The sequence below is a fragment of the Pradoshia sp. Z4_20 genome, assembly GCF_058216035.1.
In genome coordinates this window covers 254725-270708 of sequence record NZ_JBZAJD010000001.1, presented here as the reverse complement: position 1 = coordinate 270708, position 15984 = coordinate 254725, and the positions used below count along the sequence as shown (strand labels likewise).

The 15984-nt window shown below is 38.1% G+C and carries 14 protein-coding genes; 3 read left to right on the top strand and 11 right to left on the bottom strand.

The features are described 5' to 3' along the window. Nucleotides 1-21 precede the first annotated feature (21 nt). The 7 genes from grpE to gpr form a co-directional block, all read right to left on the bottom strand. On the bottom strand, nt 22-603 hold the full coding sequence (gene grpE / locus AC4BHP_RS01255; protein ID WP_066105271.1) for a nucleotide exchange factor GrpE: 582 nt from the start codon (nt 601-603) through the stop codon (nt 22-24). 63 nt (nt 604-666) lie between these two features. Next, nucleotides 667-1701, bottom strand: a complete 1035-nt coding sequence (hrcA, locus tag AC4BHP_RS01250) for a heat-inducible transcriptional repressor HrcA (protein WP_066105273.1) — start codon at nt 1699-1701, stop codon at nt 667-669. A gap of 115 nt (nt 1702-1816) precedes the next feature. After that, a complete protein-coding gene (hemW, locus tag AC4BHP_RS01245; RefSeq protein ID WP_066105276.1) occupies nt 1817-2947 on the bottom strand; it encodes a radical SAM family heme chaperone HemW in 1131 nt (376 codons plus the stop codon). Nucleotides 2948-3044: 97 nt separating this feature from the next. After that, nucleotides 3045-4880, bottom strand: coding sequence for a translation elongation factor 4 (gene lepA / locus AC4BHP_RS01240; protein WP_066105279.1), 1836 nt, complete (start codon nt 4878-4880; stop codon nt 3045-3047). A 159-nt stretch (nt 4881-5039) separates the two neighbouring features. Then, a complete protein-coding gene (locus AC4BHP_RS01235) occupies nt 5040-5372 on the bottom strand; it encodes a DUF3679 domain-containing protein (RefSeq protein ID WP_066105283.1) in 333 nt (110 codons plus the stop codon). A 25-nt stretch (nt 5373-5397) separates the two neighbouring features. Beyond that, nucleotides 5398-6570 (bottom strand): stage II sporulation protein P, encoded by a 1173-nt coding sequence (gene spoIIP, locus AC4BHP_RS01230; RefSeq protein ID WP_066105286.1) that lies wholly within the window; start codon nt 6568-6570, stop codon nt 5398-5400. A 71-nt stretch (nt 6571-6641) separates the two neighbouring features. After that, nucleotides 6642-7733: a GPR endopeptidase gene (gpr, locus tag AC4BHP_RS01225; RefSeq protein ID WP_175354282.1), complete on the bottom strand. Its 1092-nt coding sequence runs from the start codon at nt 7731-7733 to the stop codon at nt 6642-6644. Between the two features lie 262 nt (nt 7734-7995). On the opposite strand from gpr, the gene rpsT reads away from it, so the two are divergent. After that, on the top strand, nt 7996-8262 hold the full coding sequence (gene rpsT / locus AC4BHP_RS01220) for a 30S ribosomal protein S20 (protein ID WP_066105290.1): 267 nt from the start codon (nt 7996-7998) through the stop codon (nt 8260-8262). Nucleotides 8263-8525: 263 nt separating this feature from the next. On the opposite strand, the gene AC4BHP_RS01215 is transcribed toward rpsT, so the two are convergent. Beyond that, nucleotides 8526-10013: an MFS transporter gene (locus AC4BHP_RS01215; RefSeq protein ID WP_139063838.1), complete on the bottom strand. Its 1488-nt coding sequence runs from the start codon at nt 10011-10013 to the stop codon at nt 8526-8528. Nucleotides 10014-10229: 216 nt separating this feature from the next. On the opposite strand from AC4BHP_RS01215, the gene AC4BHP_RS01210 reads away from it, so the two are divergent. Next, on the top strand, nt 10230-11513 hold the full coding sequence (locus AC4BHP_RS01210) for a glycoside hydrolase family 18 protein (RefSeq protein ID WP_066105291.1): 1284 nt from the start codon (nt 10230-10232) through the stop codon (nt 11511-11513). A gap of 57 nt (nt 11514-11570) precedes the next feature. Here AC4BHP_RS01210 and holA read toward each other — a convergent pair whose 3' ends face one another. Then, nucleotides 11571-12575: a DNA polymerase III subunit delta gene (holA, locus tag AC4BHP_RS01205; RefSeq protein WP_077248089.1), complete on the bottom strand. Its 1005-nt coding sequence runs from the start codon at nt 12573-12575 to the stop codon at nt 11571-11573. Nucleotides 12576-12886: 311 nt separating this feature from the next. Between holA and AC4BHP_RS01200 the strand changes: the two genes are divergently transcribed. Continuing rightward, complete coding sequence (locus tag AC4BHP_RS01200; RefSeq protein ID WP_066105296.1) at nt 12887-13021, top strand: YqzM family protein; 135 nt, start codon at nt 12887-12889, stop codon at nt 13019-13021. 48 nt (nt 13022-13069) lie between these two features. On the opposite strand, the gene AC4BHP_RS01195 is transcribed toward AC4BHP_RS01200, so the two are convergent. Beyond that, nucleotides 13070-15403: a DNA internalization-related competence protein ComEC/Rec2 gene (locus tag AC4BHP_RS01195; RefSeq protein ID WP_490551109.1), complete on the bottom strand. Its 2334-nt coding sequence runs from the start codon at nt 15401-15403 to the stop codon at nt 13070-13072. Beyond that, complete coding sequence (locus AC4BHP_RS01190; RefSeq protein ID WP_066105301.1) at nt 15372-15941, bottom strand: ComE operon protein 2; 570 nt, start codon at nt 15939-15941, stop codon at nt 15372-15374. Before AC4BHP_RS01190 ends, AC4BHP_RS01195 begins: the two co-directional genes overlap by 32 nt. Nucleotides 15942-15984 lie beyond the last annotated feature (43 nt).

Below are 15984 nucleotides of genomic sequence, written 5' to 3'. Positions count from 1 at the left end.
TTATGTAGCCTATGTGTTTGATTACTGATTCACTTTAACCATTGATGGTCGAATAACCCGGTCTTTTAATTTATAACCCTTTTGGAATTCTTCCACAATGATATTTGAACCGTATTCTTCGTTATTGTCCTGCATAATCGCTTGATGAACATGAGGGTCGAATTCTTGACCTACTGATTCGATTACCTCTACACCTTCTTCTTTCAAGGCAGATAAAATACTTGTTAAAACCATATTCATTCCTTGAAGAAGCGGTTTTGTTTCATCTGTTTCAGTTGTACTATTTATCGCCCTATCAAAATTATCTAAAGCAGGCAAAAGATTTGTTACAAGAGATTGAGCTCTATATTTTTGCGCTGCTTCAGCATCCAATTTAACACGGCGGCGATAGTTATCAAAATCTGCATAAAGACGAACATATTTTGCTTCAGCTTCCTGCAATTTCTTTTCTAGTTCAGCTACTTTGCTATCCCCATCATTTTCGGAAGCTTCCTCAACAGGTTCACTTGTTTCAGTGGTTTCCTCAGAGGCTGTATCATTCATTTTATTTTCTTCTGCTTCATCAAATATTTCTTCAATATTATCTTGATTTTTTTCAGACACTGCTTCTCACCTCCCTGAAAGTGTTGTTCTATATACGTTAAAGCAGTATTACTACTATTACCGTTACTTTTTATTTTGATACTGTTTTGTCAGCATCTCAGTTAAGTCATTCGCAAAAAATGACAATAAACTCATCACTCTGGAATAATCCATCCGAGTAGGTCCAAGAATAGCTATAGTTCCAAGATTCTCGTCTCCAATGGAGTAGGTAGTGCTGATAATACTGCAGTTTTCAAGCGCCATATTATTATTTTCGGTGCCTATTTTCACATTGATTCCTTCATGTGTTTTACTGACCAACTCATACAAGTCTCTTCCCTGTTCCATGATTTTAAAAATTGCCTTTACTTTTTCAATATCATGAAATTCAGGCTGGCTTAGCATATTCGCCTTACCGCCAAAGAAAAGTTTCTCGTTCTCCGGCAATTGCAGAGATGTTGCTAGCATTTGCAGAACCATATCATAATTTGTAATATGCTGTTTTAATAATACAGCTACTTCCCTGAAAATCTTATCTTTAAGCTGCACCAATGGTACACCGCTCAAGCGATCATTCAGGATATTTACCACTCTCTCCATTTCATTCATATCAAATCCTGGAGGAAGATAAATCATTTTATTTTCAACATGACCAGTATCCGTCACGATGATAGCAATTGCCTTATTTGTATCAAGCGGTACAATTTGGATTCGACGTAAGTGATTTTCTAAAACAGCAGGTCCAAGCATAATCGCCGTATAATTCGTAATTTCGGATAGTATGCCGGCAGAACGTTGCACTATCTTCTCTAACTCAAATAATCTCTCTTTAAAAACAGATTTAAGCTTAAGAACATCATCCTTTTGCAGCTGCTGAGGTGAAACAAGATGATCCACATAGTACCGATACCCTTTTTCAGAGGGAATACGCCCTGAAGAGGTATGTGTTTTTTCGAGATACCCCATTTCCTCTAAATCAGCCATTTCATTTCTGATTGTGGCAGAACTTAGCGAAATGCCTTCTTTTTTGGAAATATTTCTGGACCCCACAGGTTGGGCGGTAGAAATAAAATCATCGATGATCACCTGTAAAATTGCCAGTTGTCTATTTGTTAACATCGATAATCACCCCTGTTAGCACTCTTTACTACTGAGTGCTAAGTCTATAAATAAAGTAACAAAACCGTCGTTATGTGTCAACGGTTATGATTATGTTTTCTCTCTCATTTTTAAACTATAATAAAAATGCCTGGAACACTTCGTTCCCCATTAATTTACCCGGATGTGTCAGTCGGACTCTTCCGTTTACCAACTCCAATAACCCCTCTGAAACCATTCTTTTTATTGTTTCCCCAAATACGTCATTTATGTTTACAGAAAATCTCTTTTGGAAATGTTCCAGAGAAACTCCCTCCATTTTTCTAAGCCCCAAAAACATCTCTTCTTCCATTTGTTCCTTTCGCGTAACGGTTGCTTGCTCAACGATCGGCTTCCTGCCATCCTGAATAGCATTCATATATTTCTTCAAGGGTCCATGATTATGATAACGGACAGCATCGAGGTATCCATGAGCACCAGCACCAAGACCATAGTATTCTTCATTGTTCCAATATACGAGGTTATGCCTGCTTTCAAATCCTTTTTTTGCAAAATTTGAAATCTCATATTGATTGTAGCCCACTTCTACTAAACGTTCCATGACATATTCATACATAGTAGCCTCAGCATCCTCACCCGGTAAGGATAATTTACCTTTATTGAGCATGATATAAAACACAGTCTTCGGTTCAATAATTAAAGAGTAAGCTGAAAAATGCGGAAGATTTAATTGTAAAGCGCGATCTACTGTATCCTCTAAATCACTGAGTGTTTGACCGGGCAAGGAATAAATCAAGTCAATGCTAATGTTGTCAAAACCTTCTTCTCTTGCCATATCAATGGTCTCATACACATCTTTGACATTGTGCGCACGGCCAATCTTTTTCAATAGTTCTTCGTTGAATGATTGAACACCCAGACTTAATCGGTTGACGCCTGCTTCCTTCATAATTCTCAATTTATCCTTTGACAAATCACCTGGATTGGCCTCAACTGTGTATTCATACCCTGGCGCAAGCGTAACTTTTTCTTTCATGGAAAATAACAATTGTTCCAGCTGCAGAGGTTCTAAAGCAGATGGAGTACCTCCCCCAATAAAAACAGTGGATAAGGGTTCATTTTGAGACAGATTATATAAATCCATCTCAGTCAATAATGTTTGGATATATTCATCCACCGGCTGGTTCTGAATAAAAAATTTATTAAAATCACAGTAGTGACATATTTGTGTACAAAATGGAATGTGGATATATAAACTTTTAACCAATTCCAACACCCCTTTCTAAGATCGAAAAAAAACGTTATATCTATCATAATAAAATAGAGGCCAGAACAAAAATGTCTGGCCTGCTTTTCTTACTATTTTATTTTTTTGAATTGGAGTCATCCATCTTCAGAACTGCCATAAACGCTTCTTGCGGAACTTCTACAGAACCAACTTGTTTCATGCGTTTTTTACCTTCTTTTTGTTTCTCTAATAGTTTACGTTTACGTGAAATATCTCCACCGTAACATTTTGCAAGTACATTCTTCCTCATTGCTTTAATCGAAGAACGTGCAATGATTTTATTGCCGATTGCTGCCTGTATAGGCACCTCAAATTGTTGTCGAGGAATAAGCTCCTTCAACTTTTCTACAATAATTTTTCCACGCTCATATGCAAAGTCTCTATGAACGATAAAGCTCAATGCATCAACGGTTTCACCGTTTAATAAGATGTCCATTTTAACCAGTTTAGATTCTTGGTAGCCAATTAACTCATAGTCAAAAGATGCATATCCTTTTGTATTTGATTTTAATTGGTCAAAGAAATCATAAACAATTTCGGATAATGGCAGTTCATAAATGATAGTTACGCGGTTCTCATCAGCATATTGCATATCGATGAAATTCCCACGCTTCATTTGACAAAGCTCCATAATTGCACCGACAAAATCATTTGGTGCCATCAAGGTAGCTTTTACATATGGCTCCTCAATACTTTCAATCTTTTGCGGGTCAGGCATGTTAGATGGATTATCGATATTAATCTCACTGCCATCTGTCATCTTAACCTTATAAATTACGCTTGGTGCCGTTGTAATCAAATCAATATTAAATTCACGTTCAATTCTTTCCTGGATAATTTCCATATGCAATAATCCAAGGAATCCGCAACGGAAACCAAATCCAAGCGCCTGAGAGGTTTCTGGTTCATATTGCAAGGAAGAATCGTTTAGCTCCAGTTTTTCAAGTGCTTCACGTAAATCGTTAAATTTTGCTGTATCAATTGGATATAGACCGCAATAAACCATCGGATTCATACGGCGATACCCCGGTAATGGTTCTGTTGCTCCATTTTTAGCATTGGTGATTGTGTCCCCGACTTGTGTATCGCCGACATTTTTAATGGCAGCTGTCAGGAATCCAACATCTCCTACTGTTAGTTCATCGCATAGAGTTGCTTTTGGAGTATGGACACCCACCTCGAGAACTTCAAATTCCTTACCTGTCGCCATCATTCTGATCTTATCACCCGGTTTTACCGTACCCTCCATCACTCGAATGGATACGATGACTCCACGATATGCATCATAGATTGAATCAAAAATCAATGCTTTCAGAGGAGCTTCGGGATCTCCAGTTGGAGCAGGTACTTTTTCCGCAATTTGTTCGAGGATTTCTTCAATCCCGATACCAGCTTTAGCAGAGGCAAGAACAGCTTCAGATGCATCCAGCCCAATTACATCTTCAATCTCACCACGAACGCGTTCCGGGTCAGCACTAGGCAAATCTATTTTATTAATGATTGGCAAGATCTCCAAATCATTGTCTAATGCCAAATAAACATTGGCCAAAGTTTGCGCTTCGATTCCCTGTGCAGCATCGACCACTAGCACAGCACCTTCACAAGCTGCCAAACTTCTGGATACTTCATACGTGAAATCCACGTGTCCCGGAGTATCAATTAAATGGAAAATATATTCCTCGCCGTCTTTCGCCTTATATTTCAATTGAACAGCATTCAATTTGATTGTTATTCCGCGCTCTCTTTCCAAATCCATGGAATCAAGAAGCTGGTCTTTCATCTCTCTGGAAGTAAGAGCATTCGTTTTTTCTAATATTCTGTCCGCTAATGTCGATTTCCCATGGTCAATATGAGCAATAATCGAAAAGTTACGGATTTTACTTTGTCGTTTTAGCCGTTCCTGATTATTCATTCTGTTCACTCCTGTTACTTTCAAAACACAGATATTACTGATTATAGCAGAAATAAATTCAAACCGTAAACGGTTTAGGAGAAATGAGGGAATTAAATAGATAAATAAAGAAAGCTCGCGGAGTTTTAATCAGCTCCGTACGAGCTCGCTTGGATTATATTATTCATCTGAAATCATTCCTGCCATCCCTTTAAATAAACTTGTTAAGGTATCAGATATGCCTTTCCCTGCACTGGATAAAACATTAAATGCCTTCCATTCTTCCATTTCCTTTTTCTTTTCCTCCAGGTCAGTTGTCGAAACCTGATTTCCGAGAACCGTAGCGTTAATGTCTCCGTCATCCTGTTTATCAATTGTAAAGGCTTCATACATTTTTGGATCATCATATCCCTGCATTTTTTTCATATTTTGATTGGCCAGCTGCATTCCCAGGATGACCCCAAAGAGAAGGAGGAAAAGAAGCATACTTATTTTTAAAATAAATTTACCCATCTTGGCATTCTCCTTTATTTATTTCTCACTCTGCAGCATTTCCCTGTACTGGCTCGGCATCCCAATAATGCTCAGCTAATACATCAGCTAACACTTCCATTGAAGCATTTAATTCGTCCAATGTATTATCCACACCGCCAGCTTCAACTAACATGGCATTTCCGGATAAATCTTGATTAAACTTCCCATTCGTCCCCGCACCTCTTTTTTCAAAGACACCGCGACTTAAACCAGGATATTTTTCTGAAATTTTCTTGTGCATCTCCTCTGCCAACTTTAAGTTCTGTTCATAATTTGGATTTTCACCACCAATAATGAAGCATAATCTAGCATAAGCTTTTCCGTTAATTGAAATAGTCGTCACTTTTTTTCGCTGCGAATCACGGTGAACATCAATAAAATATTTCAAGTTTTTGTCGTTAGCCATAACCTCTTGGACAAGACTTCGCGATTGGCTGTATGAACTGCCATATTGCAGCCCTTTCTTGTTCAATATGGCATTAACATCTGTTTTATCTACCTTTGTCCCAATGCCTTTCGCTTCAAGCGACTTCTTGAGCTTCTCACCGACAAGCGTGACATTTGCTTTTGAATGAAAGGCAGAATTAGGATTTGTCACACCTTTTAATAAAGGAAGATACGATTCCCTTGTATGTGAGAAATAGATGTACATCACTTCTTCTTTCGTTTTCTGAGTACCAGCCTGTTCTGGTTTAACAGGTTCTTCTTCATCCACGATTTCCTCAGTCTCTGTATCTTTTTCCATAGCTTCCTCTGATGGAGGAGACTCAATTGGCATATTTGTGTAATTAGTACCCTCACCTGCCACTAAAATCTCCCCATCAAACAAGGAATATCCCGGTAGCTCATGTCCCAATAAACTCCGTGGATCATTTAATGAGATATTTGTCAGTGATTGGAAAATCTGCCTCGAAACAGACTCTGTCTCCTCTTCGGGGAATGATTGCAAAAAGTACTTATTCCCTTGCCCTAAATACTTATATAAAATTTTACCGGGAACTTGTCCAGTCGCTTCATTCACCGAATCTGAACTTGGTCGAAATTCTGGTTTAAGCGATGTCAATAATCCGGTTATCAAAAATATAAAAACCATCGTAACAAGTATAATCAGTATGAAACGAATGATGGTGGCTGCTTGAAGTGCAACTACAACAAAACTAGGTTTTTTTGCTTTCATGGTTCCACCCTTTCAGAAGCATTCTAGTAAAATGTATGCTTTGATAGAGTAACTAGAACCATACTCGGAGATTAATGTGTGTAATAGCCTGTATTATCTTGATTTATGGCCTCATGCAGAGCTGCATTCATACCATTGGCTATCAAGTTTGCCATTTCCTCTATGAATACATCCACTTCCTTAGGCGTAACCATTAAATTATGTCCCAAAGGAGCGAGCACTTCACGAATCAGCATTCTCTTTTCCTCATCGGATAGTGTGCCTACAATACCAAGAAATGTCTTTTTGTGCTCTTCTTCCGGTAAGTCTTCTTCTGTTAATTTACGTTTCTTTCCAAATGTCATCCCGGCCGGAGCAAGAGCTCGGCGAGGACGGTCTCCCTCTTTTAATTCACGTCCAAAATGCTTCAATATATAATCAATTGTATCAGAGGTAATCGATACAGCATCCACCACTGTTGGTACACCAATCGAGATAACTGGCACTCCTAATGTTTCCTTACTAAGTTCTTTCCGTTTATTGCCCACACCAGATCCAGGATGAATTCCGGTATCTGTAATTTGAATGGTAGTATTTACACGTTCAATAGAACGAGCTGCCAGTGCATCAATAGCAATGATGAAATCAGGATGAATATTGTCTACGATTCCTTTAATAATATCGCTGGTTTCAATTCCCGTCACACCCATAACCCCTGGTGAGATGGCACTGACCGGACGAAATCCTTCAGAAACAGATTCAGGCTGAAATTTAAACAGATGCCTAGTTACGATTAAATTATCCGTTACCGTAGGACCAAGAGCATCCGGTGTTACATGCCAATTTCCCAATCCTACAACAAGACAATGTGCATCTTTTTTTAATCCAACTCGGTCTATTAGATAGGCCAGTTGTTTAGCAAACACAACCTCGACTTTTTTTTGCAGCTCAGAATCCTGCTCACGAATTCCTTGAACTTCCAGTGTTATGTAAAAGCCAGGCTTTTTTCCTACCTGTTTTTCGCCTTCTTTCGTTATTTCAACATGCGATAATTTAATCCCATCCATCTCTCGCTCTTTAAAAATTACACCTTCGATATTCGATGTGTCCGGTGCGTCAGATAGCGGAATAGCCAGTTCCCTAGCCTCAATAGCCAAATCAGTCCTTATTTGATACTGACTCATATCTAAATCTTTATTCAAATGATTACCCCCATGAAATGATCTTTAGGAGCTATTTTCCCCGTATTTCTTTCTTCTCATTCTTTTAATATGTAAAGAGCTTTGTTTAAACAGAAAAAACTACTTATCACTATGGTTTTTTTTGATTTGATGCATCTGAGTATTGCATAAAGACATACATTTTGATAGAATATCATATGTTGTGAATGTTATTTGATTAGAATATCGAGTTGACATAATCTCGGTTCTTCTGGAGGTGAAAAGAATGGCTAATATCAAATCAGCTATTAAACGCGTTAAAACTAACGAAACTGCTAGAGCTAACAATATTGCTCAAAAATCTGCTGTACGTACAAACGTTAAAAAAGTAGAATCTGCAATTGCTCTTAACGATGCTACTGCTGCTAACGAATCTATCGTTGCTGCTGTTAAAGGACTAGATAAAGCTGCAACTAAAGGCTTAATCAGCAAAAATGCTGCTGCTCGTAAAAAATCTCGTCTTATGAAAAAAGTAAACAAGTTGAACGCTTAATGAAACGTACCCTCTAGAGGGTCGTTTTTTTTTGTGTGATTTATTATGAGAATATGGATTATTTCATTGATGGGAAATCACTTTAGAGATGATTACCAGTTGAATTTTGGGAGCTTGAACGAAATTAGTACACAACAGAAAGCTGCAGGAGCAGCATTGCAGCTTCCATTTTAACTTTTATAAAGACGAACCCTGTATAACACCCTCACTTTTTCAGGCCTAAAAAAAAGGAGCCTGATAGCTCCTTCCGATAAAAACTCTATTTAGCCTTCAACACTGTCTTCTACAGTATCTGTTTCCGGTTGCTTTGCCTGCATATATATTACTGTTGCACAAACTAGTAATAAGATTCCAATTAAGCTAAATTGCGTGGATATAGAAGCTGGTATTAATCCGAGACCTGATGATCCGGCAACAACCCCTAATGAAAATAACGCATAAAAATATCCATATGCCTTCCCGCGCATCCTTTTAGTAGTCGATTGAACCAATAATGAATTTACGGCAGGAAATAAGAAAGCAAACCCAATCCCGTATAAAACCATTATAGAATAAAGAACCATTAGCTCACTTGATTGCCCCAGTAAAACTTGGCTGATCCCCATACATGCTAATCCAATCGAAAAGCTAACCAAGGGCGGAATTCGATCAAAATATTTATTCGTCGGCAGAATAAATATAGCAACAGCAACCAATCCAAATATACTCATTAAAGTACCGCTTAATCTTGAACTATAACCTAATACATCAATGTGCAAGGGCAGCAAATACGCAAGTGCCCCTTGTGAAAACATTAAAAAGAATGCTCCGGTGTAGGCTTGGAGTATCCCTTTATTAAAGATAAGTTTTCCCCTCTTCTCCGTCTTATGCTGTTTCGATTCAGAATGAGTTCTCAAAAACAACAATGTTGCAAGCAAAAGAATAATTCCACACGCAGCAATGGTCGTAAAAACAAATGGCACAGATGTCCTGCTAGCCATAATACCGCCATATGCAGGACCGCAAATAGCTGCGATTCCAATAAATGAACCTGTCACAGCACTTTGGCTGCCTTGCTTCTTACTATCCATTTGGTTAGCTAAGTACGTAAAAGCAGCAGGTACAATTAATCCACCAAGGAAGCCATGGAGGAAACGTACGATGATCAGTTCAGGTACATCATTTACAAAATTATAAAGCAGTAAAGAAATGCTCGTCATAAGCAAGCCTGTACAAAGTACAATAAAAGATCCATATTTATCCGTAAAAATCCCAGACAATATATTCCCAAAAGTATTCGTCAATGAATACATTCCCACAACAACCCCTGCAATCATTACACTTGCGCCAAGCGAAGTAGCATATGTACTCATAACTGGTAGCTGTGTAAATAAATCGATAAACGTAAACATGATAATGGCATATACAATCCACAGCTTCGGTAAGGGTTTTACATCGTACAATGATTGATGCTTTTTCAGCCACACATCAAAACAAAAATTACCGAATGGGATGAAAGCAACAAGGAAGGCTAACAGAGACCAGCCTATTTTCCACTGTATTCGAATTTGAGTATAAATAATGGAAGCTATATATCCAATAAATATCCCACCGTGGATTGAACCCGCAAGAGTAACGGCAAAGGGTAAATCTGCCCAGTATTTAAGCGGCATGGCTATGCCCAATAATAAAAGCAGTGAGATACCATCCAGTATTCCCGTAATCCGTAGTATGGTAATGGGATGCAATCCCTTATACTTCTTATTTAACACAATTTCACTCCTCTATGATGCAACAAACTTCACATTTAAATTATAGTCTATTTTTTATACCAAATTAATTCGAATAGCAAACTTCCATGTTCTAAATATGAACAAATAAAGAACTTTCTATTTTATCCTCTTGCATAGACCAATATCCATTTTGGTTATTCTTATTCCTTCCTCTACATACATTTAATATAATTAGCCACCGAAAGGAGAAAAGAAATGCAAATACATGTTGTCAGACAAGGAGAGAGTATCTATTCCATTGCGCAGACCTTTAATACTACTCCTGAACAAATTATCTCTTCAAATCAATTAGAAAATCCAAATGATTTGGTTATAGGTCAGGCACTTGTTATTCCGATTACAGGGAGCTATTACTTTGTGCAACCAGGAGATAGCCTATATACAATTGCCCGGAGGTTTGGAAGAACTGCTCAAGAAATTGCAGAAGTAAATAATATTTCATTAAACACACCATTAACTGTAGGATTAAGGCTGTATATTCCTCCAATCCCTAGACGTGAAGCTGAATTTAATGCCTATGTGGAACCAAGAGGAAATACTGTTTCTCCCAATCTGGAACGAGAAGCAAGAATTGCAGTACCTCACCTTACATACTTATCACCGTTCAGCTATCAAGTTCAACGCGACGGTACGCTAAAACCGCCTCTATTAGGTGAATTTCCGGCCATAGCCAGGAGCGCGAACAATGTACTGGTCATGGTTGTGACAAATTTAGAGAATGATGCGTTCAGCAGTGAACTCGGGGAGGTTATTTTAAACAATACGGATATCCAAAATAATTTGCTTTCCAACATTGAAGATACTGCCAAAGCTCAAGGATTTAGAGATATTCATTTTGATTTTGAAAGTCTTAGAGGGGAAGATCGGGAGGCTTATACAAATTTCTTACAAAAAGCAAAGGAAAGATTTTCACCGCAAGGCTGGCAGGTTTCAATTGCGCTGGCTCCAAAAACAAGCGCCACCCAAACGGGCAAGTGGTATGAAGCACATGATTACAAAGCACAGGGTGCAGTTGTAGATTGGGTCCTCATTATGACCTATGAGTGGGGTTACAGCGGTGGGCCAGCTCAGGCTGTATCTCCTATAGGACCTGTTCGCCAGGTGCTTACCTATGCGATTTCAGAGATTCCATCACGTAAAATTATGATGGGGCAAAATCTGTATGGCTATGATTGGACACTCCCCTTCGTACAGGGTACTACAGCCAGAGCGCTCTCCCCTCAGCAGGCCATTGATCTGGCACGACGTAATAACGTACCAATTCTTTATGACAATAATGCTCAGGCACCCTATTTTAGATACAGGGATGCCGAAGGAAGAGAACACGAGGTATGGTTTGAGGATGCTCGCTCCATACAGGCAAAATTTAATCTACTAAAGGAATTAAATCTTCGGGGGATGAGTTATTGGAAATTAGGATTATCGTTTCCGCAGAACTGGCTCCTAATAGAAAACAACTTCACAACCATTAAAAGATAGGATTACAAAAAAGGTATCATGCACTCGCCATGATACCTTTCGTTTTACCAGGTACTGTTATGATTTTAATATAAATAGCTCTAAAAGGATTTCTTTGTCTCCGGCACCGCTCTTCATTTTATAGTCCAGCTCTGCCAATTCAGAGAGAGCACGCATCAATTTCATTTCTGTAAAATCATTCACACGCTTCAGTGCAAGTTTTACCGGATAAGGGCTCATTTTTAATTTAGATGCTATTTGCTGGGCATTGTAGCCCTGTCCTGATAGTTTTTTAACCTGAAGTATAATCCTGTATTGCCGTGCAATGGCTGCTAATATACGAATTGGCTCTTCCTTTAAAATCAGAAGCTCTTTATATAACTGGATAGCTTCTTTTTTTTGGCCATTCATAATATAATCGACCAAATCAAATACATTTTGGTCAAAGGTCTTGGGAACAAGTTTATTTACCATTGCCTTGTCAATTTCCTGTTCGACCGTCGCATACAAAGCGAGCTTTTCTAACTCACTTGCAGCCATCATTAAGTGATTCCCCGTCAGAGATAATAAAGTTTCTACCGCCTCAGGTGTAATTTTCACTCCTAAGGATTTAGCGTTGGCAGTGATCCATTTAGATAATTCCTTTTCGTATAGCGGTTTCGCTTCCAAGACTGCAGAATTTCTCTTTAATTCCTTCGTTATTTTCTTACGCTCGTCCAGCTTTGGATATGGAGCTATAAAGATGGCAATTGATGTCGGTGAAGGATTAGCCAGATAGCTTTCCAATCTTTTTAGATCATGCTCAACCTTTTCCTTCTTTCTTTCGGCTGTCAAAAATATGGGATTATGTAATATAACAACCCTGCGCTCCCCGATAAACGGTAAGGTTTCCAATTCCTCGATTGCCAACTCTACAGGTGTTTCCTCCAGATCAATAGTAGCCAAATTAAACTCTGCTTCATCCTCTGATAAAGCATGCTCGCAGATTAAAGCCTTTGTTTTTTTTATAAAATACTCTTCTTCGCCAAATAAAAGGTAGACAGGACTAAACCGTTTACTTTTAATTGTATTCCATAAATCCATTACCAATATAATCGCCTCTGTTTATAAATTCCTTCTTTCATCCTAATCCCCACCATCAATTTTGACAAGTCTTTCAAGAGGAACCGGAAAAAATAACCGGTTCCCAGAATCTATATCAACGCCTTCTTGCCGGACCCGGGATACCTAACAAAAAAGCGAAAAAGCGCTATAGATCAGTTACCATTTAAATGACTCTTTCATGTACTGAAATGTTTATTTGGAAAATAGCAGGATAATAATTATATAAATTTGGAGATTGTGGATTTTTTTTACTAAATGTTCTATGATAAAAGAGGTCGGGGGGTGGATTAATGAACGAGTTTGAAAAGAATGTACAATCAAAAACAAATGACGTATCAGATTCCATCATGGGATTTGTTGTATCATTTGGTTTTTTCGCTACCATGTTTATTATTGCCATGGTCATCCAATTAATCGGTGCATAGTTCATTTTTTCAAGCGGCCTCATGGCCGTTTTTCATTTCTTACACATACTATGGACTTTGAATAGAAATCGTTCCATCTTTTTTGTTCGTATACGTATATTGAATACTGCCCTGTAAATCTGTTCTGTAAATAATAATATTTTCTTTATCAAGCAAATGAATGACTTCCTCATGCGGGTGGCCAAAACGATTATCTCTTCCCGATGAAATGACAGCTATTTTAGGATCTACCTCTCTTATAAAATCTATTTGGGAAGAGTTTCTGCTGCCATGGTGTCCCACTTTTAAAATATCAGCCCTTAGGTTCATTTTATTTTGCAAAAGCTTGTCTTCTCCGAGTTCACCTAAATCTCCAACAAATAACCAATCTACCTGATTAATACTTGCTTTTATAACAATTGAAGACTCATTCTTTTCCTCCACTTTCTCTACTGGCGATAAAATGGTAAATTTAGCATCTCCCGCAGTCCACCCCATTCCTGCTTGAACCTCTTTAACGGGGATTTTCTGATCAATCGCTTCCTTTATTACTTCCGTCTCTCTAAACTCCTTACGCTGTTCAAATGGTATCAATATCTCACCAATCTTCAATTCCTCAACAATGGCTCTTGCTCCTCCGACATGGTCCTGATCAGCATGCGTAAGGATTAGTTTATCAATGACTTTAATTCCTTTACTTTTTAAAAATGGTAATATAGTATCTTTTCCAGGATCGAACTGGCTATTATGTACTGCCCACTCCTCCTTTCCAAACAGAGTGGCTCCACCTGTATCAATAAGATATGTTCCATTATCACCAGGTAATTGAATGAACGTTGAATCCCCCTGCCCTACATCTATAAAGGTTATCTCTCCATTTCCTGAAAAAAACTGACTGTTATATTGATAAAAGAGCATTAAAATCGTGATTAGACACGTATTAAACAGGTGTTTCGAGCGGATTTCTATTCCAATAAGAATAGAGATAAAACAAACCACAATACATACCATTACCAGTTTGGATGGCTTACCAAATATAAGAGTGGAGGAGGGCAAGGCAGACATAAGCTCTGTAGATTTCTCCAATAAAGAATAAATAAAATTGAGCATCAGCAATCCCGGCTCAACAAGAATTTCAAGGATTATCAGCAAATAAACACCAATGGTTAAAGGAAATAATAAATAAGTAAACAACGGTACATAAAGTAAGTTAGAAATAAAACTAATGAGGGAAATTTCATAAAAATGATAGATGATGATTGGCGTGGAGATGATTTGGCATATTGCCGTCATAATAAAAAGACTGAAAACAGGTGAATGCGGCGATTTTTGAAGGATTTTTGTTGAAAGTATTAACCCATAAGTCAGCAAAAAGGATAACTGAAAACCGATATGGAAAATTTGATACGGATTAATAAGTAGATATCCCATTAGACAAATCGTTATTGTTTTAAAAGCTGTCAACCGCAGTCCGATAAACTGACCAAACATAAATATGGAAGCCATCATGCATGCTCTGACAATCGAAGCAGACAATCCGGTGATGACCGCATAAAAAGGAAGTAAACAAGCTAGCAGCAAAAAGGTTTGCCTCCGAGTAAAGCCGATTCTTAAGAATCCATAAAATAAAATAGCAGCCACTAATGCAACTTGCATCCCTGACAAAGCCAAGATATGGACAATCCCCAGTTTCTTAAATTGGTTATACATATCCTCTGATATACCACTTTGTTCACCAAATATGAGTGCTTTAGTAAAGCTGCCAGCGGTTCCTAAGTATAAATGATCAATCCGCTTAATTTCCCGCTCTCTCATTTGTGCCAGTTTTACAAACAAATTGCGGCTATCTTTGGATATATCTTCTTTATTTTCGATTTCCAAAATCCAATGCGCTCTATTAAACCTTAGATAGGTTCGAAAATCAAATCCATTCTCGACCGTTGCACGAGTTGGTTTTGTCAGATTTCCGTTTACGCGAAAGGACTTTCCCGTTAGAATCGTATTTTTTAAGACATTTGCCTCCTCTTCATTGTTAATCCGGTAAGTAATCCATATTTTCTCGTTATCTGAGAGTTCAGCAAGACCACTAACCCGGTCCCCTTTAATCTGGGGATAGGATGTAAAATGGATTAAAAGCTGAGTTTCAGCCCCGGTCAACTGGCTGGTATTTGAACGATCCCAAAAAAAGCTATGGACATAAAATATTGAAAAGATAATATACAGGAGAATCGATTGCTTAATTGGAAATTTGTTTAGAATGTAACAAAATACGAGGACTATTAGCAGAAGAAAAGTTTTACTTAAGTAAATGGGTGCTGTAATCCCTGAAATAGCAATTACAGCACTATAAAATAAAAATCGGTTGCTCATATCAGTCAAATTGCGGAAATAAACTTGCTGCATCTTTCAGATAGCGTGCAAGATCAGATTCAGAAGCTCCTCTTTCTTTTAGCTCATTAATAAGCTCCATGACAAAATTCATTTTCTTTTCATCATGGAAATCAACCCACTTTTCATCAACAATCACCTGTTTAACACGCACACCTGCCTGTTCAAATAATTCTTCAGCATATGGATGATTCTTATAGGATTCGGCATAATAGATTGTTTTAATTCCTGCTTGAATTAAGGCTTTACAGCATTGCAAGCAAGGGAAATGAGTAACATAAATCTCAGCCCCCTCAGTTGGTACACCAAATTTAGCACATTGCAACAAGGCATTCATTTCAGCATGGATGGTTCGAACGCAATGGTTATCAATAACATAGCATCCTTCGTCCACACAATGCACACCTCCAGCAATTGATCCGTTATACCCGCCGGCAATAATGCGATTATCCCTTACGACTGTCGCTCCAACCATTAACCTTGTACATGTGCTTCTTAATGCAAGTAAGTGGCTTTGCGCCATAAAATACTGATCCCATGAAATACGTTCCATTTCTCTCTCCTCTTTCAATGAACTTTCCTTCACTTTAACAAGA

Coding starts and splice junctions, on each gene's coding strand:
- hrcA (WP_066105273.1), bottom strand. CDS start 1,701: ATGTTAACAAATAGACAACTGGCAATTTTACAGGTGATCATCGATGAT.
- lepA (WP_066105279.1), bottom strand. CDS start 4,880: ATGAATAATCAGGAACGGCTAAAACGACAAAGTAAAATCCGTAACTTT.
- AC4BHP_RS01235 (WP_066105283.1), bottom strand. CDS start 5,372: ATGGGTAAATTTATTTTAAAAATAAGTATGCTTCTTTTCCTCCTTCTC.
- spoIIP (WP_066105286.1), bottom strand. CDS start 6,570: ATGAAAGCAAAAAAACCTAGTTTTGTTGTAGTTGCACTTCAAGCAGCC.
- gpr (WP_175354282.1), bottom strand. CDS start 7,733: ATGAGTCAGTATCAAATAAGGACTGATTTGGCTATTGAGGCTAGGGAA.
- rpsT (WP_066105290.1), top strand. CDS start 7,996: ATGGCTAATATCAAATCAGCTATTAAACGCGTTAAAACTAACGAAACT.
- AC4BHP_RS01210 (WP_066105291.1), top strand. CDS start 10,230: ATGCAAATACATGTTGTCAGACAAGGAGAGAGTATCTATTCCATTGCG.
- holA (WP_077248089.1), bottom strand. CDS start 12,575: ATGGATTTATGGAATACAATTAAAAGTAAACGGTTTAGTCCTGTCTAC.
- AC4BHP_RS01200 (WP_066105296.1), top strand. CDS start 12,887: ATGAACGAGTTTGAAAAGAATGTACAATCAAAAACAAATGACGTATCA.
- AC4BHP_RS01195 (WP_490551109.1), bottom strand. CDS start 15,403: ATGCAGCAAGTTTATTTCCGCAATTTGACTGATATGAGCAACCGATTT.
- AC4BHP_RS01190 (WP_066105301.1), bottom strand. CDS start 15,941: ATGGAACGTATTTCATGGGATCAGTATTTTATGGCGCAAAGCCACTTA.